We start from the raw sequence: 26,089 nt of genomic DNA, 5'->3' as shown, positions 1-26,089 counted from the left end.
GCGCACAGGGCATGCGGAGAGCAAAGAATGTGCTACCGCATGCTGCACCTTTCATGAGCGATTGACGCTGCTCTAATCAGATCACTAATCAGGAGCTCACTAGTCTCTCGTAATCGGAAAAAGGCTTAAGCGCGCAATACTGCACAAGCAACAGATTCTCTCTGACGTAGGGGAGTGCCTCGATGTATTGACGAGCTTCTTCAAAAGTCATGGACTCGAGCTCGAACGCAGCGCCCGGACCATCGGCTAGTCCATGGACTGCACGCACGATGCCGTCAGCGAAGCCTTGCCACACATGCTGAACCTCTCGCTTGGCTAGGCGCTTGAAGTCCTCCGGTGCTCCATCAGCGCGGCGAGTCAGGATAACGAAGGTCTTCACGGCAGCACCTCTGTTTCCGGTGACTGCGTCTGCATTCCTTCGCCGTAGGCAATATGCGCCATGATGCCGGTCTGGCCTGCGGCCACGTGCGGCTTGAGCTCGTTAGTGGAGGTATAATCACCTCCATTTTGGGGCCGGAAAGGGATGGGCGCGTCCTCAAACAAACCCTCCAGACGGCTGCGCCAAGCCTCTTTGGCTGCGGCAGCTCCAGAGTCGTTCAACCCACCAGTGCCGTATACAGCGAACGTGGGGAGCACGTCGAACCCAGGAAAGTAGAGCGAGCCGTGCGTAATCGGAAACAGTAACTGTTCAAGCGGTCCGTTGATCCCACGCGGTGAATAGTCCACGGCGGGGCCCCCGACGGCGACCGACAAAATGGCCCGCTTTCCCTTGAAGGCACCATCTCCGTAGCGATAGGTGTTGCCTGCGTCCTTGAAGTTGTGGGCAAGTCCGGCTGCCCAAACACGATCTATCCATCCCTTCATGATGGCCGGCATACCGTACCACCAGAGCGGGAACTGAAAGATGACAGCATCTGCCGCTAAGACCTTCTGTTGTTCTAACGCCACGTCCGCTGTCTGGCAGCCGTGACGATAGGCGTGAGCAGACTCTGCGCCAAACGATAGCCGCTGAGTGTTCGCTCGATCGGGAAAGTCGTGCTCGTCGAACGTTGCTTTCCAGCCCATGGCGTATAGATCAGATTGCAGGACCTCGTGCCCTTGCGCAGTCAAGCATTCAACAGACACATCCACCAGCTGCCGCGTTAGCGACGAAGGCTCGGGTTGGGCATGGATAATCAGTACTCTTTTCGACATGGAATGACGGCTCCGCTGTGATGTCGATGAAGTGTCGCGGGGCTCGGACAATCTGTGAAATCGAAAAATTTTCCTGCTAGCATAAGCCTGATGGATACCAGACGCCTTGATCTCAATCTGCTTGTTACATTGGAGGCCCTTCTCATCGAGCAGAACGTGACTAGGGCGGCCGCCCGTCTGCATTTGAGTCAGCCAGCGGTCAGTGCACAGTTGGCCCGCCTGCGCAACGTCTTCAACGACCCTCTTTTGATCCCCGCGCAGCGTGGAATGACCCCCACCGCCAAAGCCTTGGAGCTGCTCGTCCCGCTTCGCCAAGCACTTGACCAGGTAAGGGCCGCCGTCACTAATCACCTGGATTTCGAGCCCGCGACGGCGAGCTTGACGGTATCAATTGCCTGCACGGATTACGTGCAGGCGGCCTTGATCAAACATCTCGTTGTCGCCATGCGACGCGAAGCGCCGGGTGTCCGTATCGCACTGCGCGTCCTGGACGTACCACAACTGGAGCTGCAAATGACCCACGGTGAGGTGGATCTCGCCGTGATAAACATGACCGGGGCGCCGCCCGCACTGCGCTCGCAACACCTCTACGATGAGAGTTACGTGCTGATCGGGCGCCGTGGGCATCCAAGCTTGCGCGCGGATCTGACCGTGGATGAGTTCGCGCAGCTGGAACATGTCGTCGTGTCACTACGCGGCGGAGGCTTCTCTACCTCGGTGGACGACGCCTTGGTAGCGCGGGGGCTGCGGCGTAACGTAGTTCTGTCAGCGTCGTCATTCCTTCCAGTACCGGAGTTGGCCGCGCAGTCGGATTGTGTGGCCCTGGTTCCACGTCGTCTCGTAGAAGATCGGGGCGAGCAGCTCCTGTGCGTAGCCCCCCCATTACCGGTGGAAGGTTTTGCGATTGGCATGTTCTGGCATGAGCGGTCGGATGGGCACGCCGGCTTCAAATGGGTGCGTGAGTTCATCGCTCTTGTAGTCGATTCTCGAGCATCCATGCTCACAGAGTAGAACCTGGTTCAACTGAATCGAACAGTCTGGCTGGGTAGTCAGTCGCATTATTAGAATCCGACCTCACGTAGCTCGCGGATTCTCTGGTATTCGCGGCAGACATAGCTTCGAACCTGAAATAGTGATCGTCTGCTTCTGGCCGATTCTCTTGGAAAAGTCAGCGTTGGTTACGGCGACGTAACGATCCGATGTAGGCGCTGAAGTTTTATATGAGAGGCCAGAACCGGCTTGCCGGTGTTTGTCTTCGCGACTGGTAAAGGGCCGTCTTTAGCTGGTCCCGAGTAAGCGATGCCTGTTTGAATGCATCGTTAGGCCGCGTCAAGGAGAGTGCCAATCCAACGACGCGCGCGTGAACCACCATATGCACCAGCCATGAATATCAGCGACCACGCTATTAGGAACGCTATTCCAATGACGATTAGTGGGCCTGACGGCATGAACAGAACGTGGTAGAGGAACTGTCCGGCAATGCTGCCAAGATAGAGCATCCAAATAGACTTGGGTGCGAGAAGTCCTGAAACGAGTCCAGCAAGAACCAGGGCTCCGAAGTAGTACACGCCACCTGCATCCCACGGTTCGGCGTGCCCAGTTACCATTGGCGAAATAGCCCAGATTAGGGCACCGGCTAAAGCTGCGACCAGGAACGATGGGATCAAAGATCGGTTCATATCGGCCTAATGTTTGGTTAAGGGGCGGGCTTTCATCCCTTCCGAGTGAGCGGAGCGAACGGCTCGAACCGCTTGTTATGGCCCGCGGGCATTTAGCCAGCTAAACCCATGTGCGGGAATCTTATCAAAATTAGCTGACACTGCTGCATCGGTCAGGTTGCCATTATTTGTACCCACTCCATGTTCCTGCAATCTTGGCCCATCAGGTTAGCGCCTTGGCGGCTTAGCCAATGTTCTGTTAAGCCACTCAAGCTCATTCCAAACTGGAGCTCTAAAGGATGCTACAACCTCGTTTTACCTCAAACTCTCGATCCTTGCTGCCGCTGTACTTTGCCGCCTTTGTCGGCGCTGCCGGCTTATCTGGATGCATGTCGGGTGCAGAGAGGCATCAGGCGAATTTTAATGAGGATGCAAATACATGTCGCAGTTTCGGGGCAGATTATGGCTCGGCTGCGTACAGCGAATGCATGCTGACGCAGCAACACCGACGCGACGCCAAACATCGTGAGTCGCTTGAACGAACCCAGATGACCTCCGATATTGCTAGAGACGGTCAAATCATGGCTGATCGGGCGCGCAAACAACGCTGTGATCGCGATCCGAACAGAAAGGAATGCCGAAAATAAAAGGCAAGGTTTACTACCTGCTCTTCTCCAATATAAGCAACGGTACTGTTTAAGCAGAGCTCTTATCTACGGCAATGCAGGTAGTCCATGTGAATGATGAGGCGGCTCCTAATTAGCATAATGATTTCAAACCCAAAGTAGCTAACTTGCGTCACCCTATATGGAGGGCGTGAGTCTTTTAAGCAAGCTCATCGAAAAATGGCGCCCCAGTCTTTGGAGCGCCAGTTCAGATGTTCAAAAAAAATTGGTGGAGACACGACATGCATTGGGAATATTTAGTGATCGAAGAGATGTTGGATTCCGGCAAACTGAACGAGCTGGGCGCACAGGGGTGGGAGCTAGTCGAGGTCGTATCGCCTGGGCATTTCGTGCTGCATTACTTTTTCAAACGTCTGCTGAAAGAATGAGTACGCTCCGTCAGCTTGCTTCACAGTGACTGACTCCCCTCACTGCCGCGACTCATCTGTTACTGAACGAGGGGTGGCGTGCGTTCTGGGAGAGCTTTTTTATGGTTGACTGCGCGATTGCGCCGGTTGAACAGCCCTTCAAGATTGAGAGAACACAGACCGCGCGATCTTCAGCGAGTGGTGAGATCAACCCGCACGTTCGTTCCGCCGCCAGCCGCGTCGAATATTGACACTGTCCCACCATGCCGCTCGACCACCTGCTGAACCAGATTGAGGCCGAGACCGCTTCCCGAAGACCGTGGGCGCAGCCGGTGGAAAGGCTCGAAAACGCGCTCGCGGTCCTCGGCAGGAATCCCTGGACCGTCGTCCTCTACCTCAAACGCGGCCCCCACAACACGTACAGTGACATGGCGCCCGCCATGTTCAATGGCGTTTTGGACTAAGTTAGTGACCACGCGTTCCAGGGCTGCTGCATCCCCCCGGCATGGCAGGCTGTGATCGATCTGAACCTCAATGGTACGATCCGACGCGATCACTAGGGGAGCCAAGTCTCCCACGACGTGCCGAACCAGCTCTACTAGGTCTAGTTCCTCGACCTTCATGTCATTATCGAGCCGTTGAAGGTCTAGCAACTGCTCGGCCAAAGTGGCCAACCTCTGCACGTCCGCTCCAAGCCGGCGCGTTTCCGCATGCTCTGCACCTTCCACCTTTACGCTCAGGATAGCGATGGGCGTACGTAGTTCGTGGGCGGCCGAAGCAATGAACCTACGCTGCCGCTCGTAACCTTCATCAAGACGCCGCAGTGCTTCGTTCACTGCGCTGACAAGAGGCGCTATCTCGGTTGGTACATGCTCCTCGCTCAGTCGCCGGCCACGGCTGTCCGTGTCGATCTGTTCAGCCTCTTGCGCGATGCGAGAGACCCCAGCAAGCGATCGCCTGACAATCCACGGTGTGACAACGAGCGACGTGAGCACCAGTAGCAAAAAGATCGGCAGGATGACGACGTTGGAAGCGATCAGAACAATAGCGCTCAGTTCGTTAAGCCCGCCATGTCCGAGGATCGTCAGAGTCCCCGCAGGCCCGACCTCCCTGCGGATCACTGCCGCCAAATCGTACGGCGCCTCGCGAGCCCGCAGTTGGGCATAGGACAAGTCGCTCAGTCTGCCAATAAGCGAGGCATAGTGTGGGGGCACACTTCCGAACGCCACGCTTTTGCCAGCGTCGTCCTCGGACACGAACCATAAGTCGCGTGTCGTCTCGCGCAATTCGGCCAATTCTGGTGTCATGCGGACGGCAAGATGACCATCGTCTTGACGTATTATGGCGCGGGCGATCACAGGGACGATCTGTTCATCGGTATATGGGCCTCCGCTGTCGATGCGGATAGCCACTGCGAGGAGTATCGCGAACGACACCATTAGTGTCAGTAGATGAAAAGCAAGCGGATAGACGATCAGCGGCCGCTTGAGAGAGAGAGACTTTCTCACAATGACTCGCGCAGCAAGTAACCGACGCCCCTGATAGCGTGGATCTCGATGCCTGCCCCGGCTTCGCTCAATTTCCGGCGGAGCCGCGAGATGTGCGAGTCCAGCGTATTCGATTGCACCTCGTCATCAAAACCGAAAACAGCCTGTTCAAGCGATTCGCGCAGTACTGTTCTGCCGCGTCGCTTCATCAGCGCCGCGAGCACACGCAGTTCACGGCGCGGAAGTTCCATACGCACACCTCCCACCGCCACCTCCTCGTTTGATAGATCGAAGACAAGGGCGCCTGCACGGATATCCTCACCGGCCAGATCGGCGGGGCGCCGCATAATGGCTCGGATGCGTGCCAGCATTTCGTCAAGTGAAAACGGCTTGATGAGATAGTCATCGGCACCCTCGTCAAGTCCAAAAATCCGGTCAGAGATTTCACCGCGCGCACTGAGCACGATGACCGGAAGACCGGGATTACCCGCACGCAGGGTCGGAACGAGTGAGAGCCCGTCACCGTCCGGCAGGGTGCGGTCCAGCAAGACTAGGTCGAAGGGGGCGAGCATCGCCGCCACTCGCGCGGTCGCCAACCGGTCGGCGTGATCGACAATGAAGCGCTCCCGCTCCAGCGCTACGCGTAGTGTATCCGCCAGTTGAAGCTCGTCCTCGATCAGTAAAATTCTCACCTTAGCACCTCATATCTGCGCCGCCGAACCTTGCAGTAATAGTTTCTTGCACCCGCTGATCTGAGGCTCGCTGAGGCAATTCACCAAGGTAAGGCCGATGTGCAGCCAGTCAGATTTGTTTCCGCTCTTCATCACATGCTAATTCCTGTTGCCCCCTCACCGCGACAATGGAAAACGTGCAATCCACGACAACATCACTGCAGGAATCGAAAGCAAAATGGAATACAAGACGCCAACCGCCAAGAGTGGACCTACTCCAGATGTCACAACTACACGCGGTATCTGCCCCAACATCACGATCGGACCAACCATCCACGTTCGCCGAAACATTAGCCCAAGCATTAGCGACAGCGCCAGAGAGGCGGGATATAAGGTGGTCCAGTAGCATTGCGCGTCCCATGGCTCAGTCACACCTGCCAACCATGACGCTATTAGCCAAAAAGCTAAACTTATTACGAAGGCCAAAGTTGTGGGTGACCAAATATTGTTCATTGAGGGCATTTCCTTGCAGTTGGCTTTGTCGTTTCGAATCGAATGGCAGTACACTTTTAGCGATAAATTTTTTGATTGTTGCTTGATTGTAAAATCGATAAGTCCATTTTTATATTGGTCAATATATGCATATATCGAAAGCATAAATTTAGGGAGGCGTAATAAGTCAGTCGATACGCGCAAGGTCTTTATTGCGGGCAAATATCACACGATTTCGGCCGCGGCGTTTGGCTTCAAACAAAGCGTCATCTGCTATTTTTAATAGCTCTTGAAACGCTGAACTGTCACGATTGTATGAGAAAGTGGCACCAATGCTGATTGTTAGGCCAACTTGGTTTCCCTCAATAATTCGAGCATGAAGTTCAATTTTTTTACGCAGGCGCTCAGCGGTTCCTCGTGCCTCCGCCGCATCAATGCCGACCATCACTATGGCAAACTCTTCGCCACCCAAACGGCCGATGATATCTTTTTTGCGAAGTTCGGCTTTAAGTATGCTGGCAACCTTTTTTAGCGCTGCATCGCCAATGGCGTGACCAAAAGTATCATTGATAGATTTAAAGTTGTCTAAATCGAGCATCATGATTGTTGCCGCTAATTCTCCGTCGTAGTTTTCAATCCCTGCGGTGGACTCACGTAAGAAATGGCGGCGGTTAGATAACTGCGTAAGATCATCTCTGTTGGCCTGCTGCAAAAGGTATCTTTCTCGATCGATAAATAACAGCAGAGGTAGCAGCATGCTGGCTATCGCCGTGAGCAGTAAGTGGCTGACGAGTGTAAACTTTAAATAGAGCTCTTCGCGCAGTGTTGGCAGTATTTGCCATGGATCAATGTGCAAATAAATTTCAGCACACATTGCTGTTATATGAAGCATCAAAACAACTTGCAATAAGCTGGATGTTAAGCGCTGCGTTGAGTTTAAGCCTAAGAGTGTAATGCACCAGGCGCATGCTAAAGCTATAACGATCGCCGTTAAAATTGGCGCGCCGTGAGGTGAATTATATGTAAATAAAAGCAGTGCAGAGTAAACCGCCATTGCGGTGCCGACTAAATTTGTCGGCAAGGCTCTTTCTGTGCCATGAAAAAAGCGCAGTAATCCGGTCCCTATCAGGACGGGCGGTAGTGCTAATAAACTGTGGGCCAGCCAGACGCTAATCAGGGGTGTGACTTGATACAGGCGAGACGACGCAAGCAGGCTTGCAAAGACAAAAATAATACATGACGCAATCCAGTGTATGAGCGCTTGCCGTCCTAAGCCCAGTTTTATCAGCAATAGCATATAGCCTGCTGCCAACAAGTTTATAGTTAGCGTGCATATTATAATTATGGTCAAATCTATACCAGGCATACTATTCTGCTGAACCAAATAAACCAGTTTGCACCCATAGGGCCGAAAAATATACTAGCTTATGTCGCCTAAATGGATTACTCGATTTCGAGTGGCGCGCGTTTGTCGGGGTGTCGGCATTTAAATCCGCAATTTTCCGATCAGGGATTTTCGCCGATGTAGGCTGAGCCGGCAAGTGCTTACGAAACTGAATTGGGTTATCTGTCACAAAAAGGACGAGAGGTTGAGTTTGATTACGGATTGAGCCTGGGTTAGTAAAAGGGAACTCAACTAGTCGATGTACTCTTTAATAGATCAGCAAAGAGTTGAGGAAGATTTGAGTGCAGGTGCGCCCAAATAGCAAACTCGATTAGGCTCATTCCGAGTTGCTAGCGCACAGCAACGAACGGCTCAGTTGAGAGTCAGAGGCCATAGGCAGATAGGGCGCTTGTGAAGTACGTATCTACGATTGCAAATCGATTCGCTTGCACGTGACTAGAGAAATCTTTTCAAAGGTCACTCAGCGCTCTGAGCTTCGCAACAACTTGGAACCATTGCGGGGAGTGGCTTATCAACAGTGAGTCGTAGCCTAAAACGCTCAGGGGGTACATCTATGTCACATCACCCAATTTTGTTCCTCGGTGGCTCTGGGGCCATCGGTCATCGCTCAGCTAAAGCACTGCGTGCAGCGCATCCCGACATTCCTTTGCTGATAGGTGGCCGAGATCTGACAAAGGCTCAACAAGCCGCGCAAGAAATCGGCGGCGCAGAGGGTGTGGTTATAGATATTGCCGCCGATGACTTGGGATTAGGCGATCGGCACGTCAGCGCGGTCGCAATTTTTTATATGGATCATGCCCTCGCTGGTCTGCGTTTTGCGCAGAACCGCAAGGTGCCACACCTTAGTATATCTTCCGGCGTCTTCGAAATCGCGCCGCAGATTGCCAGGTTCATTCATAACCCTGGCGCTGCGCCCATAGTGTTGGGTTACGAGTGGCTGGTGGGAGCAACCACTGTGGGAGTGCTGCACCTTGCTGAAGCGTTTGCCCGGATAAGCGATATCCGTATTGATGCATTGGTAGACGATCAGGATGGCGGAGGACCTACCGTGGCGAAGGATTTCGAACATCTGAATAAAATGTTGCCTTCCGCACTGACTCGGCGCGATGGAAATTTCATCTGGCGAGAAGCTGAAGATGCAAAAGTAACGTTCCTAGCACTGGATGGTACACCGATACAGGGGACGGGCTTTTCATCGATCGATGTCGCTGGCTTGGCGGCCGCTACAGAAGCGCCTAATGTGCAATTCAATCTCGGTAGCGGGGTGAGTTCTTCCCGGCGCGCGGGGCGATCACTTTCAACTGAAATACTTATTGAGATGATGGGCAAAGATCATGAGGAGCGCTCGCTTCACACTCGCCACGCCCTCGTGCACCCTTCGGGGGCGGCCGCGCTCACAGGGTTAAGTGTTGCGATGTTGCTGGAGCGATTACTAGGACTCGATGGTCAGCCGCCTACACCGGCGGGTCTGTACTTTCCTTATCAGTTAATCAAAGCCGGTGCTTATCTGGAGAGACTCAGCAAAGAAGGTGGTGAGCTGATTGAAATGCAAGTGCAACTGGATTAGTTCCCTCGAAATCTTATGCCTTCGAGCTAACCACTGATGAGGTTCGAGACGCTCATCAGTGGGCGAGCTCCCCGATAACTTCCATAGAATAGAATTTCCTGCCTTGGATAAGCCCTGTGCCAGCTTAGGTTCTTCTCCTGATGTTTTTTCCCCAAAGTCGATTGTCCCGAGTAAAAGACCGAAATTTCCTTGGACTGCTTTATCGATCAATGGAGATTCTCGGACAATCACCGATTCTCTGCTGAGGTGTCAGCGATCGGGTGTGGCAAAGCGCGTAGGTAATGCAGAAGGTCGTTCATCCAATGTTCTTACTTGTCTATCGTCGGAACAAGTGCACGATCAGAAAGCAAAATTTCGGTAACGTCTTAGCTTACGTGTAGCAAGGTCAGGCGTGCGCTCCTTCCAAAGTTTGCCATTCGTGGTGAGTGCCTTAAAAACGCTAGCCGAGATGGGGATTCAGTCGCGGATTGACGCGGTGTGTCAGTTGCATCTATTTCCGTTCAGTTGCATTTATTTTCAAATGTCACAGCTGCCACCGACCAATGCCGGCCCTGAAGCCGAATGGTGCGGTTGCCTGAACGGCCGCTGCGGCCAGTGAGTCAAGGGAACCCCGCTGGCGACCGATTGAATCGCTGCCACTTCCAGCGCCTCGCATTCGGAAAGCGGCGGCAGCAAACCCGGCAGACGACTGGCCAGCAGCGTCTTGCCGGTTCCCGGTGGCCCGCTGAACAACAAATTGTGAGCTCCCGCTGCGGCAATCAGCAGTGCGCGCTTTGCGGCTGTTTGACCCTGCACTTCGTTGAGGTCGGGATAGGGCTTGGCAGCGTGCATCAAACCATCGGAAACGTAAGGCTCGACCGGCGTGTGCCCATTGAAATGCGCCACCGCTTCCAGCAAATGATCCACCGCAAACACCTTCAACCCCGACGCCAGACACGCCTCCTCGGCATTCGCTCGAGGCACCACCAACGCCCGCCCGGCCTTGCGCGCCGCCAGTGCCGCCGGCAGCACACCACGCACCGGCCGCACGGCACCCGACAGCGCCAACTCGCCCAGACATTCCACCTCGTCCAGGGTCAGGCAGGGCACCTGCACACTCGCCGACAGAATCCCCAAGGCAATCGCCAGATCAAACCGCCCGCCATCCTTGGGCAGGTCCGCCGGCGCCAGATTCAAGGTGATCCGCCGCGCCGGAAATTGCAGTCCGGAATTGATGATCGCGCTGCGTACGCGATCCTTGCTCTCCTTCACCGCCGCTTCAGGCAGGCCGACCATGGTCAGCGACGGCAGACCGTTGGCCAGATGGACTTCGACGGTAACAGCGGGGGCTTCCACGCCAATCTGGGCGCGACTGTGGACAATGGAGAGGGACATGGTCGTTCCTTGAGCTGAATCGGGGAGCCGCTTCCTGCGGGTTTTTGAAGGGTAGTTGAGCCGGGTTTCGGTGCTGAAATAGAGGTTTACAAGACGTATCCAGAGCCGATGGGCTGTCACTGCTTGCCTGAATTAGAGCGTTGACTCTCGCACGGCATTGAAGGATCATCCCATTCGAGGACTGCAACTGCGCATTCGTCGGGACTGGGCACCAGCAAAAGCTCCCCCGCATTTTTGGCAGCAGAGAAAGCTGGTTTCTCTGAAGTAGTGACGACGGGCTAGCCTGTCGGATTCTGAACCCAAGGCCGTAAAGCCAGGAGCTAAAGAATCGCTGCGACTACTCCTCAAAAAATACTTAAAAGGCGTCCATCGGACGCCTTTTTTTATTTCTGATTTGGTGGTGCTCGTGGTATCTGCCCCACTAACGTGCCATGTGCACGTTTTTGCGGGTACCAAGTCACCACGAAGTAACCAAATCCTGTGGCGCGCTCGTGTCGCGGTTCAAGAATCAGTGTTCCCATAGATGTCCTCAGTACCGCGACCCTGTTTCCACATCGTTGTTCTTTGAACTCACAATAGATTTGCGCCCCCGGGACGATCATTTTCGCAACAATCGCTGCTACCCCATCGGCAGTCTGGCAACCATGCTTGAGCAAATCGGCACTATGGGCTTCCCAAATGTGCACTACGCCAAAACCACTATTCGCTCGACGGTGAATACCTACCCGCAGATAAATCTTCCCGCCTGGCAAGCCGAATTTTGGCATATCGGGGATCGTGCCAAAGATGTAACCACCATCTGGATGCTGAACCAGCGTGTTTTCTTTGAGCTTGAGCAAATCAGACAAGAGGGATCCAGAACCAGAGTGTCTGGCGATCAATGTGTATCGCCTGGAACTCGACGAATAGGATCGACCAGCGCAGGCGAAAGCCACCAGCCTAATCACAGCGAAGAGCTCACGGAATCAGGCGCAGACGCTGATGTTTGTAGGGCCATGCCCTAATATTTGTAGGACGCTGGCGAAAGGGGTGTGAAGGTCTTGTATCCGGGAGTCGGATGCTCCAGTTGGCCACTCAACGCAGCCTCTGGAGGCGAAAAAAATGGACCGCAATGGTATGCGCCCGATTCATCCGGGCGAGGTTCTGAATAAGGAATTCATGGAGCCGTTGGGCATGACCGTCATGGATCTGGCCATGCCCACGAACTGGCCCGAAAGTGAGATCGAAAAGCTTGTGAAATGCCAGCTCAGGATCTGCGCCGATCTGGCAATCAGCCTCGCCATTCAGCTCAACACTACGCCTGAGTTCTGGATGAATCTTCAGTCGACTTACGATTTGCGCAGAGCCCAGCTCCGGCATGCGGGCTCATAGCGATTGCAGCATCCGCGAAGCCCTTTTCCACCATGGCCCTGCCCGGGTCGCCCAACCCTCTGCTGAACATTCAGCATCAGATGAGCTTAGAAACCTGGGCTTTTTGGCGCAATCGGACGGCGGTCATAAAGGTTGTAGGACGTTGCCGGGATGGTTGAAGGGCTGAAGATCAAAAGATCGCAGCCTTCGGCAGCTCCTACAGGGGACGCGAATTATTCAGCGGGCGGTGTCAGCTTCGCTTCCATCTCGGCAACCTTGGCTTCGAGGCTTTCGAGGCGGGCGCGAGTACGCGCCAGCACTACCATCTGACTATCGAACTCTTCCCGGCTGACCAGATCGAGTTTGCTGAAGGCACTTTGCAGCAGCATTTTGAACTGGCTTTCGATCTCGGCTTTCGGCAGCGGGGTGTCGCCGCTGAAGAGGCGGGAGGCGGTGCCGCTCAGGGCGTCGAGGAAGTCTTTGGGCGCGAGCATGGGAAATGTCCTGGAAACAATGGCCGGCAGTGTATCACGCAGTGTCTATAGTCAATCCCGTTGCACGGATGCACGCTTTTCGCGCAGGGGGACGGACGGTGGCGCACCGTTGTTGTGCGTATCGGCAAAAGCTTTTCTGCCCGAGCGCTTGCAACAGGTGCCAAGCGATTGAAATGCAGGGTTTTTGCCGAGCTGGCAAGGTTTCTGCTTAGTCACCCTCGACCCATGCACTGATGCAGTCGCTGTGACGAATGCAGTGCGGCAGACGAAGCGGGGAGTTTCGTCTGATGCGGTTAGCTGGCGTCAACGATGCGTTACAAAGCCAGGCACTGCGCTTAGACTTGAGACGGGTTTGTTTTCCTGGGGCAAGTCCACCAATTCGGGAGAGAGTTTCATGAAGCTAGTCACTGCCATCATCAAGCCGTTCAAGTTGGACGACGTGCGCGAGTCGCTGTCCGAAATCGGCGTGCAGGGCATTACCGTCACTGAAGTCAAAGGCTTCGGCCGGCAGAAGGGTCACACCGAGCTGTATCGCGGCGCGGAATATGTGGTCGATTTTCTGCCCAAGGTGAAAATCGACGTGGCCATCGACGACAAGGACCTGGATCGGGTTATCGAGGCGATAACCAAAGCGGCCAACACCGGCAAGATCGGTGACGGCAAGATCTTCGTGGTCAATCTGGAACAGGCGATCCGCATCCGTACCGGCGAAACCGATACCGACGCGATCTAAGCGCCGCCACAAACCCAACGCCCCAGGAGAAAACAATATGACTCTGCGTAAATTCGCAGGGCTAGGCGCCCTGTTGTCCATCGTAATGCCCGGCATCGCCATGGCGGCAGACGAAGTGGCAGCGCCAGTCCTCAATTCCGGCGACACCGCCTGGATGCTCACCTCGACAGCGCTCGTGCTGTTCATGACCATCCCCGGTCTGGCGCTGTTCTACGGCGGTATGGTTCGCTCGAAAAACATTCTTTCCGTGCTGATGCAGTGCTTCGCCATTACCGGCCTGATCAGCATCCTGTGGGTCATTTATGGCTACAGCATTGCCTTCGACACCACCGGCATGGAACAGGGCGTCGTCAACTTCAATTCGTTCTTCGGCGGCATGGGCAAGGCGTTCCTCGCTGGTGTCACGCCTTCGAGCATCACCGGCCCGGCGGCGCTGTTCCCTGAAGCGGTCTTCATCACCTTCCAGATGACCTTCGCGATCATCACCCCGGCGCTGATCGTCGGTGCGTTCGCCGAGCGCATGAAGTTCTCCGCGATGCTGATTTTCATGGGCATCTGGTTCACTCTGGTTTATGCACCGATCGCGCACATGGTCTGGTCCGGTAACGGCGGCCTGATGTGGGACTGGGGCGTGCTCGACTTCGCTGGCGGCACCGTGGTGCACATCAACGCCGGTATCGCCGGTCTGGTCGCGTGCCTGGTACTGGGCAAGCGCAAAGGCTTCCCGACCACACCAATGGCTCCGCATAACCTCGGCTACACGCTGATGGGCGCGGCGATGCTGTGGGTCGGCTGGTTCGGCTTCAACGCTGGTTCCGCTGCTGCCGCCAACGGCACTGCCGGTATGGCCATGCTGGTTACCCAGATCGCCACGGCCGCTGCGGCACTGGGCTGGATGTTTGCCGAGTGGGTCACCCACGGCAAGCCAAGCGCACTGGGTATTGCTTCGGGTGTGGTCGCCGGTCTGGTCGCGATCACTCCGGCCGCTGGCACTGTAGGCCCGATGGGTGCACTGGTGATCGGTCTGGCCGCAGGCGTGGTGTGCTTCTTCTGCGCCACCACCCTGAAACGCAAACTCGGCTATGACGATTCCCTGGATGCCTTCGGCGTGCACGGCATCGGCGGTATCCTCGGCGCGATCCTCACCGGTGTGTTTGCCGCACCGGCACTGGGCGGCTTCGGCACCGTGACTGACATTGGCGCGCAGGTCTGGATTCAGATCAAAGGCGTCGGCTTCACGGTGATCTACACCGCGATCGTGACTTTCATCATCCTCAAGGTGCTGGACGCCGTCATGGGTCTGCGCGTAACCGAGGAAGAAGAGTCGGTCGGCCTCGATCTGGCACAACACAACGAACGCGGCTACAACCTGTAAGTACGCGCGATAAAAAAACTGCCCGGTTCGCCGGGCATTTTTTTGTCCGGGATTTGTCATTCAAGGTGCGGCTGAAAGGATTTTTCTTACGGCTTTGGTCGTCTTTACGACGAGGCTTTTTCTGCGGGCAATCGCTTACATCGCTGCAGGAATATTAGGGCCTTTGTTTTTTTTCAGAGCACGCTAGAATGCGCCCCGAACGAGCGGAGAACTGTATGTGGCAACAGACTCTGATAACCCTGCGGGCAAGGCCCCGGGGCTTTCATCTGGTGACGGACGAGTTACTCGCAGGCTTGCCTGAACTCAAGACCTGTCGGGTCGGTCTGTTGCATTTGTGGCTGCAGCACACGTCGGCATCGTTGACCATCAACGAGAACGCCGATCCGGCAGTTCGTCGCGACTTCGAACGATTTTTCAATCGTCTGATCCCACAAGGAACAGACGGCTACGAGCACAACGACGAAGGCCCGGATGATCTCCCGGCGCACTTCAAGGCCAGCGTGCTCGGTTGCCAGATCAGTCTGCCGATTGCGGCAGGGCGTCTGGCACTGGGTACCTGGCAAGGGATTTATCTGGGCGAGCACCGTGATCATGGCGGTGCCCGTAAAGTCCTCGCCACCTTGCACGGTGAACAGGCATGAGCCGCTGCCGGGCAGCGGCAGAAGATTTTTCAACGGCGGCTTCGACAGCCGCCAAAGCTGGTCTATAACTAATCTGCTTTTGGCAAGTCATGAGGTAGAACATGAGCGACGATGATCTGGAAAACGACGACCTCGAAGTAGGCGACGAAGACGAGGCCGAGGAAGGCCTGGAAGCGGCAGCGGAAGACGTTACCGAAGACGATGGCGGTGACGACACGCCGGCCCCGGCTGCCAAAGGCAAAGCCAAGGCTGCGGTCTCGGTCGACGAGTTGCCGAGCATCGAAGCCAAGAACAAGGAGCGTGACGCCCTGGCCAAGGCCATGGAAGAATTCCTTGCGCGCGGCGGCAAGGTGCAGGAAGTGGAGGCCAACGTGGTCGCCGATCCGCCCAAGAAGCCGGACAACAAGTACGGCAGCCGCCCTATCTGAGGCGCGTCGCTCGCTTGCTGAAAAAGCCCGCCGTCGCTGCGGGCTTTTTTATGCCTGAAATAAATCCGTTGAAAGCAAATGCAGTCCTCTGTGGGAGCGAGCCTGCTCGCGAAGAGGGCATGTCAGCCGACATACATGTTGAATGACACACCGCATTCGCGAGCAGGCTCGCTCCCACAGGGTTTGTGGATTATTTCGAGGTGGCATTCCAGCGGGAGAGGACGACGGGCAATTCGGTCAGGCTGCGAATTTCCGCATCCGGCAAGCGCTCCGCCTCCCAGACCTTGCCTGTCGGGTTGAACCACACCGCGCGCAACCCCGCCTGCTGCGCCCCGGCGATGTCATCGCCGGGATGATCGCCGACATGCACCGCCGCTTCAGCACCCACACCACCGCGCTGCAACGCTTCATGAAACAGCCGCGCATCCGGTTTGGCGATGCCGATGTCTTCGGCACACAAGGCGAACCTGAAGTAATCCGCCAGCCCCAGCCGGCGCACGTCGGCATTGCCATTGGTGACCACGCCGAGGGCGAAATGATTGGCGAGCAGCTCCAGCAGCGGCTCGACCTCCGGGAACACTTCGATCTGATGCCGCGCATGCAGGAACACTTCAAAAGCCTTGTCAGCCAGCTCCGACGCTTCGCCGTGGGCATACCCGGCTTCTTCCAGCGCATGGAGCAGCACACGTCGGCGCAGCGCGCTGATGCGGTGTTTGAGGCCCGGTTCGCCCGCCAGCACTCGCTCGCGAATCGACCACAAATGCTCCACCGGCACCGCGCCCAGGTTCGACGCATGCTCGCTCAGCCATTCGCGCAACACGGTTTCAGCGCTGGCGATCACCGGCGCGGTATCCCACAAAGTGTCGTCGAGGTCGAAGGTGATCAACTGAATGCTCATGAATCATCGCCTTTCATGCGTTTGGCCCGGGGATGGGCGCTGTCGTAGACCGCCGCCAGATGCTGGAAGTCGAGGTGGGTATAGATCTGCGTGGTTTTGATATCGGAGTGGCCGAGCAATTCCTGCACCGCGCGCAGATCCTGTGAAGACTCGAGCAAATGGCTGGCGAACGAGTGCCGGAGCATGTGCGGATGCAGGTTCTGCCCCAGTTCGCGCTCGCCAGCCAGTTTGACCCGCACCTGAATCGCGCGCGGGCCGAGACGCCGACCTTGCTGGCTGACAAAAACCGCATCGTCCGCCGGGTTGGTCATGGCTCTAAGCGGCAACCAGTGTTCCAAGGCTTCGCGGGCCTTGGTGCCAACCGGCAACAGTCGGGTCTTGCTGCCCTTGCCGAGCACCTGAACCATGCCGTCGGCGAGGTCGAGTTGATCGAGATTGAGCCCGGTCAGCTCGGACAGGCGCAGGCCAGAAGAATAGAACAGCTCAAGAATCGCCTGATCACGCCGGGCGAGAAAATCGTCCTCGACCGCACCTTCCAGCAGCTGCAATGCGCGGTCGGTATCAAGGGTTTTCGGCAGGCGCCGTTCGCCTTTCGGCGGGGCCAGGCCGGTGGCCGGGTCGTGGTCGCACAGGCCTTCGCGATTCAAGTAGTGATAGAGCCCGCGCACCGCCGAGAGCAGGCGGGCGAGGCTGCGCGAGGACTGGCCTTGCGCATGCAACCGGGCGATCAGGCTGCGCAGGCGCTGGATGTCCAGCGCGGCCCAGCTGCCGATGTTCTGCTTGATGCACCAGCCGAGGACTTTATCGAGGTCGCGGCGATAAGCCGACAGGGTGTGCGGCGACACCTGTCGCTCACTGCGCAGATGTTCGCAGTAAGCGTCCAGTTGTCGTTCCATGGTCAGCGTACCGAGCGCAGCGAGCTGTTGACCCGTGGCAGCACACGGCCCATGACCTCGGCGATGTAACTGAGGAACAGGGTGCCGACCGAGCTCTTGTAATGCTGCGGGTCACGGCTGGCGATGGCCAGAATGCCGTGAATGCCCTGATGGCTGACGGCAACCACGGCGGTCGAGCCGATCTGCTGGCGCTGTTCTTCGCCGAAGAGGAAATCCAGCTCATGTTCACGGAGGCTGCCGCTGACGCTTTTGCCTTCGGTGAGCAGGCCGCCGATCGCGGTTTGCGCGTCGGCGTGAGTCACCCAGCGGCCGACCGGTGCGGGGTTGTCGCCGAGCAGGATCAGGCTGACGAAAGGCACCTGGAAATCCTGACGCAGGCTGTCCTCAACGCTGATGACCACGTCTTCCAGGGTCGATGCATCCATCAGCGCGAGAATCAGGCGGCGGGTCTTTTCGAACAGGCGATCGTTGTCGCGGGCCACGTCCATCAGATGCGAAAGGCGATGGCGCATCTCGATATTGCGGTCGCGCAGGATGGTCATCTGCCGCTCGACCAGCGACACGGTGTCGCCGCGTCGGTGCGGGATGCGCAACGACGGCAGCAGCTCTTCGTGCTCGACGAAAAAGTCCGGATGAGCCCCCAGGTAGGCGGCAACCGCGGCTGCCTCGAGGCTCTCGGACGCTGATTCGTCGGCTGGTCGGGCGGGTACCTGTGGCTTGTCGGTCATGATTTCTGCTCGCTCAAAGACGCACTTGTCCTTCGTATACACGCACTGCCGGACCGGTCATCAACACCGGTTCGCCCGGGCCGGCCCACTCGATGGACAGACGCCCGCCGGGCAGGTCGATCAACAGCGGCGAATCCATCCACCCCTGACTGATGGCCGCCACCGCCGCCGCACAGGCGCCGGTGCCGCAGGCCTGGGTTTCCCCGGCGCCGCGCTCCCAAACACGCAGTTGCGCGCGATGGCGATCGATGACCTGAAGGAAGCCGACATTGACCCGCGCCGGAAAGCGCGGGTGGTGTTCGATCTTCGGCCCCAGTTCATGCACCGGTGCGCTGTTGATGTCGTCCACGCGAATGACCGCATGGGGATTGCCCATCGACACGGCGGCCAGTTCGACCGTGGTGCCATCGACTTCCAGCTGATAGCTGCTGGCCTGGGCCGGCGCCTGGAATGGAATGTCTGCCGGCACCAGGCGCGGCGCGCCCATGTTGACGCCGATCTGGCCGTCGTTACGCACGTCCAGTTCGATGATGCCGCCCTTGGTCTCGACGCGGATCTGCCGCTTGGCGGTCAGGCGCTTGTCGAGCACGAAGCGGGCGAAGCAGCGCGCACCGTTGCCGCACTGCTCCACTTCCGAACCGTCGGAGTTGAAGATCCGGTAGCGGAAATCCACATCCGGGTTGCTCGGCGCTTCGACGATCAGCAACTGGTCGAAACCGATACCGGTGTGGCGGTCGCCCCATTGCTTGGCGTGTTTGGGCTGAATGTGCGCGTGCTGGCTGACCAGGTCGAGGACCATGAAGTCGTTGCCCAGGCCGTGCATTTTGGTAAAACGCAGCAGCATGGGTTACTCCGGCAGCAGGCTTTCGCCGGCAAACAGCTCGGCCACGGTTTCGCGGCGACGCACTTCAAAAACCTGATCACCATCCACCAGCACCTCGGCAGCACGGCCACGGGTGTTGTAGTTGGAACTCATGACAAAACCGTAGGCGCCGGCCGAATGCACCGCCAGCAGATCGCCTTCTTCCAGCGCCAGCTCGCGGTCCTTGGCGAGGAAGTCGCCGGTTTCGCAGATCGGGCCGACGATGTCGTACTTGCGTGCAGCGCTGTCGCGCGGTTTCACCGCGGTGACGTCCATCCATGCCTGATACAGCGCTGGACGGATGAGGTCGTTCATCGCCGCATCGACGATGGCGAAATCCTTGTGCTCGGTGTGCTTGAGGTATTCGACCTGTGTCAGCAACACGCCGCCATTGGCAACGATGAAGCGGCCTGGCTCGAACACCAGCGCCAGATCACGCCCGTCGAGACGTTCGCGCACAGCCTTGATGTAATCGGCAGCCAATGGCGGCTCTTCATCGCGATAACGCACGCCCAAACCACCACCGAGATCGATGTGGCGCAGGTGAATGCCGCAATCGCCGAGGCGGTCGACCAGATCCAGCAGGCGATCGAGCGCATCAATGAACGGCGGCAGGGTGGTCAGTTGCGAACCGATATGGCAGTCAACACCGACCACTTCCAGGTTCGGCAGATGCGCGGCGCGCACGTACACGTCTTCGGCATCGGCAATGGCGATGCCGAACTTGTTCTCTTTGAGACCGGTGGAAATGTACGGGTGGGTGCCGGCATCGACGTCCGGGTTCACGCGCAGCGAAACCGGGGCGCGAACACCCAGCTCGGCGGCGACTACTTGCAGGCGCTCAAGCTCATCGGTGGACTCGACGTTGAAGCAGTGCACGCCGACTTCGAGGGCGCGGCGCATGTCGTCACGGGTCTTGCCGACGCCGGAGAAAACGATCTTGTCGGCGCTGCCACCAGCGGCCAGTACACGTTCCAGCTCGCCACGGGAAACGATGTCGAAACCGGCGCCGAGACGGGCCAGGACATTCAGTACACCGAGGTTGGAGTTGGCTTTGACCGCGAAGCAGACCAGATGCGGCATGCCGGCCAGCGCATCGGCGTAGGCCAGATACTGCGCTTCGATGTGCGCGCGCGAGTAGACATAGGTGGGCGTGCCGAAGCGGTCGGCGATGGCGGACAGCGCCACACCTTCCGCGAACAGCTCCCCGCCACGGTAGTTAAAAGCGTCCATGGCGATCCCTTAGTAAACGTCGTGCTTGTGAGCCTTGGATGGCTGCTTCTGCGAAGACTGGGCTTGTTCGGCCGGGTCCTGATCGTCATCCGGCAGGTACAGCGGGCCTTTTTGACCACAGGCCGAAACGAGGCAGGCAACCGCGACGAGCGCAGCAAGGGAAGAGATCAGGCGCTTCATGGCGAAATCCTTGAAAATGCGTTAATTGCGCCGGAGTATACCGGCCACCCGGCAGCTTGCCTATGCGAGGGGGTTCCCGTCCGGCGGGGCTCCTGTGATGCGCATCATCCCTGTGGGAGCGAGCCTGCTCGCGAAGGCGTCGGCAAATTCAACAGGCTCGTTGCCTGACACACCGCTTTCGCAAGCAGGCTCGCTCCCACGGGGGCGGTGCTGGATGGGCCGACAGGTGCTTGGTCGTTAATCTTTGCAATCGGCCGGCAGCGTCCGTATCTTTCGGCGCTTGAGCCTGATCAGACATTTTTGAGGTTGCCGCAATGAGTTTGTCCGAAGCCCGTTTCCACGATCTGGTCGATGCTACCCAGCAGACGCTGGAAGATATCTTTGATGACAGCGACCTGGATATCGACCTGGAGAGCTCGGCAGGTGTCTTGACCGTCAAGTTCGAAAATGGCTCGCAGCTGATCTTCAGCCGCCAGGAGCCGTTGCGTCAGCTGTGGCTGGCGGCCGTGTCCGGTGGTTTTCACTTCGACTACGACGAAGAAAGCGAGCGCTGGATGTGCGACAAGAGCGAAGAGCAATTGGGCGAAATGCTTCAGCGCCTCGTCAAGCAGCAGGCTGGCGCCGAATTCGATTTCGAAGGTCTGTGATTCGTGACGGATGCCGCGCCTGTTCGCCCGCCGAAACCGCTCTACAGCAACGTCAGCCCGGCGGTGCCTTCGCCCTGCATCGGCGTATGCCGACTGGACGAACAGAAAGTCTGTCTCGGCTGTGCGCGCCACGTCGAGGACATTCGCGAGTGGCGCTCGGCGGATGATCAGCGGCGCCGGGTGATTTGCCAGCAGGCTACCGCACGAAAATCCCAAGCCTGTTGATATCGTGGCGAGGGGATTTATCCCCGTTGGGTCGCGTAGCGGCCCCAAAATCTATACGGCTGCTGCGCAGCCGAACGGGGATAAATCCCCTCGCCACAAGGGTTTCACCCAGGCAAAAAAGGGCGTGACTTGTATATTTTTTGAGCTGTGATAGTGTCCGCGAACGCCTCAAACCACCGAGGCACGGTGAAAACCCCGTCTTTTTTGGCGGGGTTTTGCTTTTTTTGTGCAGAAGAAAGGAGTCTGCCTGGATCATGACCGCACCTTCCATCACCCTTACCCGTCTGGACGTGCAACGTCTGGAGCGCCTGATCGACAGCCTGAGCGACAAAGACCAGGCTGCGCCGGGCGTGATTGCGCTGCAAACCGAGCTGGACCGCGCCGATACCGTGGTCGGCCACGATGAAGTGCCCGCCGATGTCGTGACCATGAATTCCCGCGTGCATTGCCGCGAAGAAGGCAGTGGCAAGGATTACCACCTGACGCTGGTCTATCCCAAGGACGCCAACGCCGACGAAGGCAAAATTTCCATTCTGGCGCCGGTCGGCAGTGCGCTGCTGGGCCTGAAGGTCGGTCAGCATATCGATTGGCCGGCGCCGGGCGGCAAATCGCTGAAACTGACCTTGCTGGAAGTGGAATCGCAACCGGTCAACGGCGGCGCCTTTCCCGAATAAATCCCCGCTTCAAACCTGTTCGAGCGCTTCATTCAACGAGCGCTCCAGGTCCGCCTTGTAGCGCAGATACAGATTGCTTGAACTGTGCCCGTCACCGAGCAGACCCGACAGGTCGAGGTCGGTGATGTAGCAGCGATAACGCTCGGTCTCGCGACGCTGCTCGACGATCTCCCGGGCGACCACGCTGAACAACTGGTCGCCATGCTCCAGCTCGCTGAATTCCCGCTGATTGCAGTACAAGGTGACCTGCACTTCGCCGGGTGCGGCTTTGCCGATGATTGCCTGCACGTCGTAGAACGGTTTGTTCACCGGGGTCTGCGGTGTTGGTCGGGTTTCGACCCTGCGCGAGCGCCCCGGGCCTGACGGCAACAGCTGGTAATACAAAGTCTCGGGGCTGCCCGCAGGGCCACCGTCCATCGGCAATTGCGCTTCACGGCGGTACTGGATCGATTGCAGAAAACGCTGCAGCGGCACCAGCAGACTCTGCTCGTCGTGGTATGGCAGCTGCTGTTGCCACAGCGCATTGAATTCATCCAGCACGTACAGCTCCGCCTGCTGTTCGCTGATGCGATAGAACACCTGAATGCACTCCGGCTGACCCATCGGCAGGATCAGCGCGAGGTCGTGATCTTCCAGCGCCATCGGGTCGAGGTGCAGCGGGCTGTAGCGCGGTTGTTCTTCGCCCAGATAATCGAGCAACGCCGGCAGGGTGGCGAGGGCGACATGGTTGACCTGACCCGGCACCAGCTCCAGCACGTGATAGTGCTGCTGCACCTGAATCAGGTAGCGGTGATTCAGCTCGCTGAGCAACAGGGTCTGCGCGGTGTCGACGATTTCTTCGACGCGGCGGGCAATGAATTGCGCGCGGTTGTGGCAGAAGCAGCGCACTTTCAGCGACGGCTGCACAGGGCCGCGCGGCAGGTTGTTGAGGTAATCGCGCAGGCAGTCGAGCAGCGCATGCGCGCCGTCGAAACGATTGACCAGCACTTCGTTCCAGCTGTTGAGCGTGACCTGATCGAGGGTCAGCACCAGGTTCTCGCGCACACCGGCATAGCTCAGCGAGTCGGTGCGCTCGGTGGTCATCAAAATGTTCAGATCACGGTGATGCTTGAGCGGATCGACGCCGACGTTGATCAGCAGCAGCACTTCGCTGGGCACGGCGGCGCGCAGCAAGGGCTCTTCGGCGACGGTGGACAAGGGCAGGGCGATGCACTGCTGCAGGCTGCCGAGCAGGTTGAACAGCTCGAACTCGCTCAAGTCGCTGGTGCCCGGATGCAGGGCCAAGCGCGTACTGCTGTCGATCACGCCGTTGCGGTGGCACCAGGTCAGCAGTTCAAGTAGCTCGCGACTGCGCTTGATCGGCGCGAAGTGTTCCCACTCCAGCGCCGTCAGGCTGCCGTTGTACAGGCCCCACTGGGTCTGCCCCGGCTCCTTTTTGTTCGGCGACTGCACCAGGGTCAGGGTGTCTTCGGCCAGATCCGGGGCGATGCCCGGATTGATGAACTCGACCTTGTCGGCCTTGCGCTCGAACGCTGCGTACAGGCGCCGGCCGAGGACGTTGAGGTCGCGCTTGTTGATCAGGCTGACAGTCTGTTCGCTGCGGGCGAACTGGGTCAGGAAGCGATAGCTGTAATTGAGTTCGTTGACCAGCGCGCGGCGCTCGGCGCTGACCTGGCGGACTTTCCACTGACTGCGGCTGTCGAGCAGCGCCAGTTGCCGTTGATCCCAATGCCACTCGCCAGCCAGGCGTTCGAGCAGTGTGCGTTGCCAGCCCTGGCTGCGGCTGTTGCCGGTGAGCTTGCGGTTGACCTTCAGATACAGCGCGCGGCGCACCAGCTCAAGACGTTCCGGTTCGTTGCGGGCGATCAGGTATTCCTCGATACGCCGGTACACCACCATGTACGGGTCAAGCTCATCGAGATCGAGCTGATTGGCGAACACGGCTTTCTTGAAGCGTAGACTCAGGCACTGCACGTGCGGGTGTTCGCTGGCGTACACCTCGGTCAGCAGCAGTTTGAGCACCGACTTGTAGGGCGACTCGATGCCTTTGAACAACTGCCACAACCCAGCGCCGATGAATTCTCCGGGCGGAATGGTTGCCATCGGCCCGAGATCGAGGGTTTCATCGGCGCGAATAAAGCGTTTAGACAGCAGGGTGTGGGTGTAAGCGTCGTAGGCTGTTTCTTCATAGACTGGCACCAGCCACCAGATCGGCGTGCGCCCGGCCAGCCAGATCGCCGTGCGATAAAACTCGTCGAGCAGCAGATAGTGCTGGGTGCTGCCGCAGTTTTCCGAACTGAGCTGAGCATCACGTTCGCCTTTGACGAAGCGCGCCGGGTCGATCAGGAAGAAATGCGCCTCGGCACCCTGGCTCGCGGCCCAGGTTTCCAGCAACTGGCATTTCTTGCGTAGCTCGGCGAGTTCGCTTTCGCTCAGATCTGGGGCATGGCAGACCCACACATCCATGTCGCTCTGATCGGCCTGTGCCAGCGTGCCGAGGCTGCCCATCAGGAACAAACCGTGAATCGGTCGCGGCGGGTTGCTGCCATGGCGCGGTTTGTAAGAAAACGAGCGGGTCAGGCGCTGCGCCTCGGTCAGCGCATTGGCGTCCGGCTCATAATTCGAGAGACCGGCCGGCGTACTGCCCGAGACATAGCCGGGCAGCAACGGATGATTGACGTGAAAGAACAGCGGCAACAGCGTCAGCACGCTTTGCTGGCGCGTCGACAAACCTTCGAGGGCGCGGCCGAGGCGGCCTTCATTGAGTTTGAGAAAACGGGCGCGCAGTTGGCTGAGTACCTTGCGGTCGATGCCTTCGTCCAGGTCGGGGCGGATTTCGTGGGTGCGCGTCATGTCAGCTCAAACCGGCTTGCAGGCTCGGACGTAGAGGGTCTCGGAATGGCCGCAGTTTAGCCTCTGCGCAGCAGGAGGTTTAAGCTGAATTTGTTTTTTGACGTCAGATTTTCATCGGCAGTGATCAGGCTGGCCCGCGGAAATCCCGTGGCAGGAGTTTCCGTGGGCAAAGTCGGAAAAAGTCAGGCGGTTTCCTGCTCTCTCAGAATCGTCAGTACGGTCTGCACGTTTTGCGCGGCATCGCGGCCGAGGCTGGTCAGATAACCGCCATCGGGCTGGTCGGTGAGTTCTTTTTCGAAGAGGCGTTTGGCGGCGGCTATGTGTTTCGGGGCAGCGGTCTGATGAATTTTCAGACCTTCCTGGGAACTGTCCAGGTTGAAGAGTGCAAGGACTTCCAGTTCGGCAACCAACTCAGGGGTAAGCGACATAAGGACTCCAGACTTTCTAGGAATTGGACGACAGCGCCTCTAAGGTGAACCCGCTGGTGCAGCATGTCCAGTGCTCGGATCAGGGGATTTTGTCTTGAGGCGAATTCCAGTGTAGTCCGCATAAAAAAGATCGCAGCCTTCGGCAGCTCCTACAGGAGATTGGTGCAGGAGCTGCCGAAGGCTGCGATCTTTTGATCTTAGAGCTTTTCCGGTGGCAGCTCTGGCAATGCGCGCAAGGCTGCTTCATACCATTCGGTGTTGAACGCGCGGTCTTCATCGAGCATCGCGTCAATCTCATAGGCAAGCACGTGAGCCATGAGGTTGAGGATCTCCTCACGTTCCATGCCGACCAGGGTCAGCTTGTTCAATGTCGCCTTGGCCGCCGGCGGGTTGTCGCTTTCGATCTGGTTTTCGATGGCTTCGATCAGCGTCGCTTCGGTGAATGCTTCTTCGTCGTCATCGTTGACGATATCTGTCGGCTCGCTCATGGCAGGCTCCTCAGGGAAAGGCGCCAGTTTACCCGCATTCAGCGGCGTGATGCTGCTGGCGGGAAACGTCGCGGC

Annotated in this window: 27 protein-coding genes and 1 pseudogene; 11 read left to right on the top strand and 17 right to left on the bottom strand. The window is 57.7% G+C overall.

The features are described 5' to 3' along the window. Positions 1-88: 88 nt before the first annotated feature. Together NF676_RS26410 and NF676_RS26405 are read right to left on the bottom strand one after the other, a co-directional pair. On the bottom strand, positions 89-379 hold the full coding sequence (locus NF676_RS26410; protein WP_252886981.1) for a YciI family protein: 291 nt from the start codon (positions 377-379) through the stop codon (positions 89-91). Further along, positions 376-1,194 (bottom strand): NAD(P)H-dependent oxidoreductase, encoded by an 819-nt coding sequence (locus NF676_RS26405; protein ID WP_252886980.1) that lies wholly within the window; start codon positions 1,192-1,194, stop codon positions 376-378. The genes NF676_RS26410 and NF676_RS26405 overlap by 4 nt, the downstream gene beginning before the upstream one ends. A gap of 90 nt (positions 1,195-1,284) precedes the next feature. Here NF676_RS26405 and NF676_RS26400 point away from each other — a divergent pair, with 90 nt between their 5' ends. Further along, on the top strand, positions 1,285-2,205 hold the full coding sequence (locus NF676_RS26400) for a LysR family transcriptional regulator (protein ID WP_252886979.1): 921 nt from the start codon (positions 1,285-1,287) through the stop codon (positions 2,203-2,205). A 1,554-nt stretch (positions 2,206-3,759) separates the two neighbouring features. Continuing rightward, complete coding sequence (locus tag NF676_RS26395; protein ID WP_252886978.1) at positions 3,760-3,906, top strand: hypothetical protein; 147 nt, start codon at positions 3,760-3,762, stop codon at positions 3,904-3,906. A gap of 170 nt (positions 3,907-4,076) precedes the next feature. Here the strand turns inward: NF676_RS26395 and NF676_RS26390 are convergent, their stop codons facing one another. From NF676_RS26390 to NF676_RS26380, 3 genes are all read right to left on the bottom strand, one after another. After that, positions 4,077-5,393, bottom strand: coding sequence for a sensor histidine kinase (locus NF676_RS26390; RefSeq protein WP_252886977.1), 1,317 nt, complete (start codon positions 5,391-5,393; stop codon positions 4,077-4,079). Next, positions 5,390-6,064, bottom strand: coding sequence for a response regulator (locus NF676_RS26385; RefSeq protein ID WP_252886976.1), 675 nt, complete (start codon positions 6,062-6,064; stop codon positions 5,390-5,392). The genes NF676_RS26390 and NF676_RS26385 overlap by 4 nt, the downstream gene beginning before the upstream one ends. A 658-nt stretch (positions 6,065-6,722) precedes the next feature. Beyond that, positions 6,723-7,832 carry a GGDEF domain-containing protein gene (locus tag NF676_RS26380; protein WP_252886975.1) on the bottom strand — a complete coding sequence of 370 codons (1,110 nt, stop codon included), beginning with the start codon at positions 7,830-7,832 and terminating at the stop codon, positions 6,723-6,725. Between the two features lie 661 nt (positions 7,833-8,493). Between NF676_RS26380 and NF676_RS26375 the strand changes: the two genes are divergently transcribed. Then, a complete protein-coding gene (locus tag NF676_RS26375; protein WP_252886974.1) occupies positions 8,494-9,507 on the top strand; it encodes an NAD(P)-dependent oxidoreductase in 1,014 nt (337 codons plus the stop codon). A 531-nt stretch (positions 9,508-10,038) separates the two neighbouring features. Here NF676_RS26375 and NF676_RS26370 read toward each other — a convergent pair. Together NF676_RS26370 and NF676_RS26365 are read right to left on the bottom strand one after the other, a co-directional pair. Beyond that, a pseudogene (locus NF676_RS26370) lies at positions 10,039-10,881 on the bottom strand (YifB family Mg chelatase-like AAA ATPase); the annotation flags it as partial. A gap of 383 nt (positions 10,882-11,264) precedes the next feature. Then, positions 11,265-11,729, bottom strand: a complete 465-nt coding sequence (locus tag NF676_RS26365) for a hypothetical protein (RefSeq protein WP_082530345.1) — start codon at positions 11,727-11,729, stop codon at positions 11,265-11,267. A gap of 253 nt (positions 11,730-11,982) precedes the next feature. On the opposite strand from NF676_RS26365, the gene NF676_RS26360 reads away from it, so the two are divergent. Beyond that, positions 11,983-12,252 carry a HigA family addiction module antitoxin gene (locus tag NF676_RS26360; protein WP_252886973.1) on the top strand — a complete coding sequence of 90 codons (270 nt, stop codon included), beginning with the start codon at positions 11,983-11,985 and terminating at the stop codon, positions 12,250-12,252. A gap of 212 nt (positions 12,253-12,464) precedes the next feature. Here the strand turns inward: NF676_RS26360 and NF676_RS26355 are convergent, their stop codons facing one another. Continuing rightward, positions 12,465-12,725, bottom strand: a complete 261-nt coding sequence (locus NF676_RS26355) for an accessory factor UbiK family protein (RefSeq protein ID WP_007920416.1) — start codon at positions 12,723-12,725, stop codon at positions 12,465-12,467. A gap of 394 nt (positions 12,726-13,119) precedes the next feature. On the opposite strand from NF676_RS26355, the gene glnK reads away from it, so the two are divergent. The 4 genes from glnK to sutA all read left to right on the top strand — a co-directional run bounded on the left by glnK (position 13,120) and on the right by sutA (position 15,902). After that, positions 13,120-13,458 (top strand): P-II family nitrogen regulator, encoded by a 339-nt coding sequence (gene glnK / locus NF676_RS26350; RefSeq protein ID WP_002555808.1) that lies wholly within the window; start codon positions 13,120-13,122, stop codon positions 13,456-13,458. A gap of 37 nt (positions 13,459-13,495) precedes the next feature. After that, entirely contained in the window at positions 13,496-14,833 is a 1,338-nt protein-coding gene (locus NF676_RS26345) for an ammonium transporter (protein WP_041476939.1), read from the top strand. Between the two features lie 215 nt (positions 14,834-15,048). Continuing rightward, positions 15,049-15,474 (top strand): secondary thiamine-phosphate synthase enzyme YjbQ, encoded by a 426-nt coding sequence (locus tag NF676_RS26340; protein WP_252886972.1) that lies wholly within the window; start codon positions 15,049-15,051, stop codon positions 15,472-15,474. A gap of 101 nt (positions 15,475-15,575) precedes the next feature. Then, positions 15,576-15,902 (top strand): dormancy-specific transcriptional regulator SutA, encoded by a 327-nt coding sequence (gene sutA, locus NF676_RS26335; RefSeq protein WP_056791627.1) that lies wholly within the window; start codon positions 15,576-15,578, stop codon positions 15,900-15,902. A 190-nt stretch (positions 15,903-16,092) separates the two neighbouring features. Here sutA and NF676_RS26330 read toward each other — a convergent pair whose 3' ends face one another. The 6 genes from NF676_RS26330 to lptM are packed head-to-tail and all read right to left on the bottom strand — an operon-like array spanning position 16,093 to position 20,699. Further along, a complete protein-coding gene (locus tag NF676_RS26330; protein WP_252886971.1) occupies positions 16,093-16,800 on the bottom strand; it encodes an HAD family hydrolase in 708 nt (235 codons plus the stop codon). Further along, complete coding sequence (gene xerC / locus NF676_RS26325) at positions 16,797-17,696, bottom strand: tyrosine recombinase XerC (protein WP_024014773.1); 900 nt, start codon at positions 17,694-17,696, stop codon at positions 16,797-16,799. The genes NF676_RS26330 and xerC overlap by 4 nt, the downstream gene beginning before the upstream one ends. Before the next feature lie 2 nt (positions 17,697-17,698). Continuing rightward, complete coding sequence (locus NF676_RS26320) at positions 17,699-18,424, bottom strand: DUF484 family protein (RefSeq protein WP_252886970.1); 726 nt, start codon at positions 18,422-18,424, stop codon at positions 17,699-17,701. Between the two features lie 13 nt (positions 18,425-18,437). Then, positions 18,438-19,268, bottom strand: coding sequence for a diaminopimelate epimerase (gene dapF / locus NF676_RS26315; RefSeq protein WP_041476933.1), 831 nt, complete (start codon positions 19,266-19,268; stop codon positions 18,438-18,440). A 3-nt stretch (positions 19,269-19,271) separates the two neighbouring features. Then, the gene (lysA, locus tag NF676_RS26310) at positions 19,272-20,519 is read right to left on the bottom strand and encodes a diaminopimelate decarboxylase (RefSeq protein ID WP_056791636.1); all 1,248 of its coding nucleotides are present in this window, start codon (positions 20,517-20,519) and stop codon (positions 19,272-19,274) included. A 9-nt stretch (positions 20,520-20,528) separates the two neighbouring features. After that, positions 20,529-20,699, bottom strand: coding sequence for an LPS translocon maturation chaperone LptM (gene lptM, locus NF676_RS26305; protein WP_016772589.1), 171 nt, complete (start codon positions 20,697-20,699; stop codon positions 20,529-20,531). A 314-nt stretch (positions 20,700-21,013) separates the two neighbouring features. On the opposite strand from lptM, the gene cyaY reads away from it, so the two are divergent. From cyaY to rnk, 3 genes are all read left to right on the top strand, one after another. Beyond that, positions 21,014-21,346, top strand: a complete 333-nt coding sequence (gene cyaY / locus NF676_RS26300; protein WP_056791639.1) for an iron donor protein CyaY — start codon at positions 21,014-21,016, stop codon at positions 21,344-21,346. A gap of 3 nt (positions 21,347-21,349) precedes the next feature. Beyond that, positions 21,350-21,571, top strand: a complete 222-nt coding sequence (locus NF676_RS26295) for a DUF1289 domain-containing protein (protein WP_252886969.1) — start codon at positions 21,350-21,352, stop codon at positions 21,569-21,571. A 254-nt stretch (positions 21,572-21,825) separates the two neighbouring features. Next, positions 21,826-22,245 carry a nucleoside diphosphate kinase regulator gene (gene rnk, locus NF676_RS26290; RefSeq protein ID WP_024014769.1) on the top strand — a complete coding sequence of 140 codons (420 nt, stop codon included), beginning with the start codon at positions 21,826-21,828 and terminating at the stop codon, positions 22,243-22,245. A 9-nt stretch (positions 22,246-22,254) separates the two neighbouring features. Here rnk and NF676_RS26285 read toward each other — a convergent pair whose 3' ends face one another. The 3 genes from NF676_RS26285 to NF676_RS26275 all read right to left on the bottom strand — a co-directional run bounded on the left by NF676_RS26285 (position 22,255) and on the right by NF676_RS26275 (position 26,014). Continuing rightward, complete coding sequence (locus NF676_RS26285) at positions 22,255-25,098, bottom strand: class I adenylate cyclase (RefSeq protein WP_252886968.1); 2,844 nt, start codon at positions 25,096-25,098, stop codon at positions 22,255-22,257. 182 nt (positions 25,099-25,280) lie between these two features. Continuing rightward, a complete protein-coding gene (locus tag NF676_RS26280) occupies positions 25,281-25,526 on the bottom strand; it encodes a TIGR02647 family protein (protein WP_003229392.1) in 246 nt (81 codons plus the stop codon). Between the two features lie 197 nt (positions 25,527-25,723). Then, the gene (locus NF676_RS26275; protein ID WP_150637099.1) at positions 25,724-26,014 is read right to left on the bottom strand and encodes a hypothetical protein; all 291 of its coding nucleotides are present in this window, start codon (positions 26,012-26,014) and stop codon (positions 25,724-25,726) included. Positions 26,015-26,089: the final 75 nt, after the last annotated feature.

This window comes from Pseudomonas siliginis, assembly GCF_024072275.1.
Taxonomy (GTDB): domain Bacteria; phylum Pseudomonadota; class Gammaproteobacteria; order Pseudomonadales; family Pseudomonadaceae; genus Aquipseudomonas; species Aquipseudomonas siliginis.
This window is presented reverse-complemented; position numbering and strand designations above follow the sequence as displayed.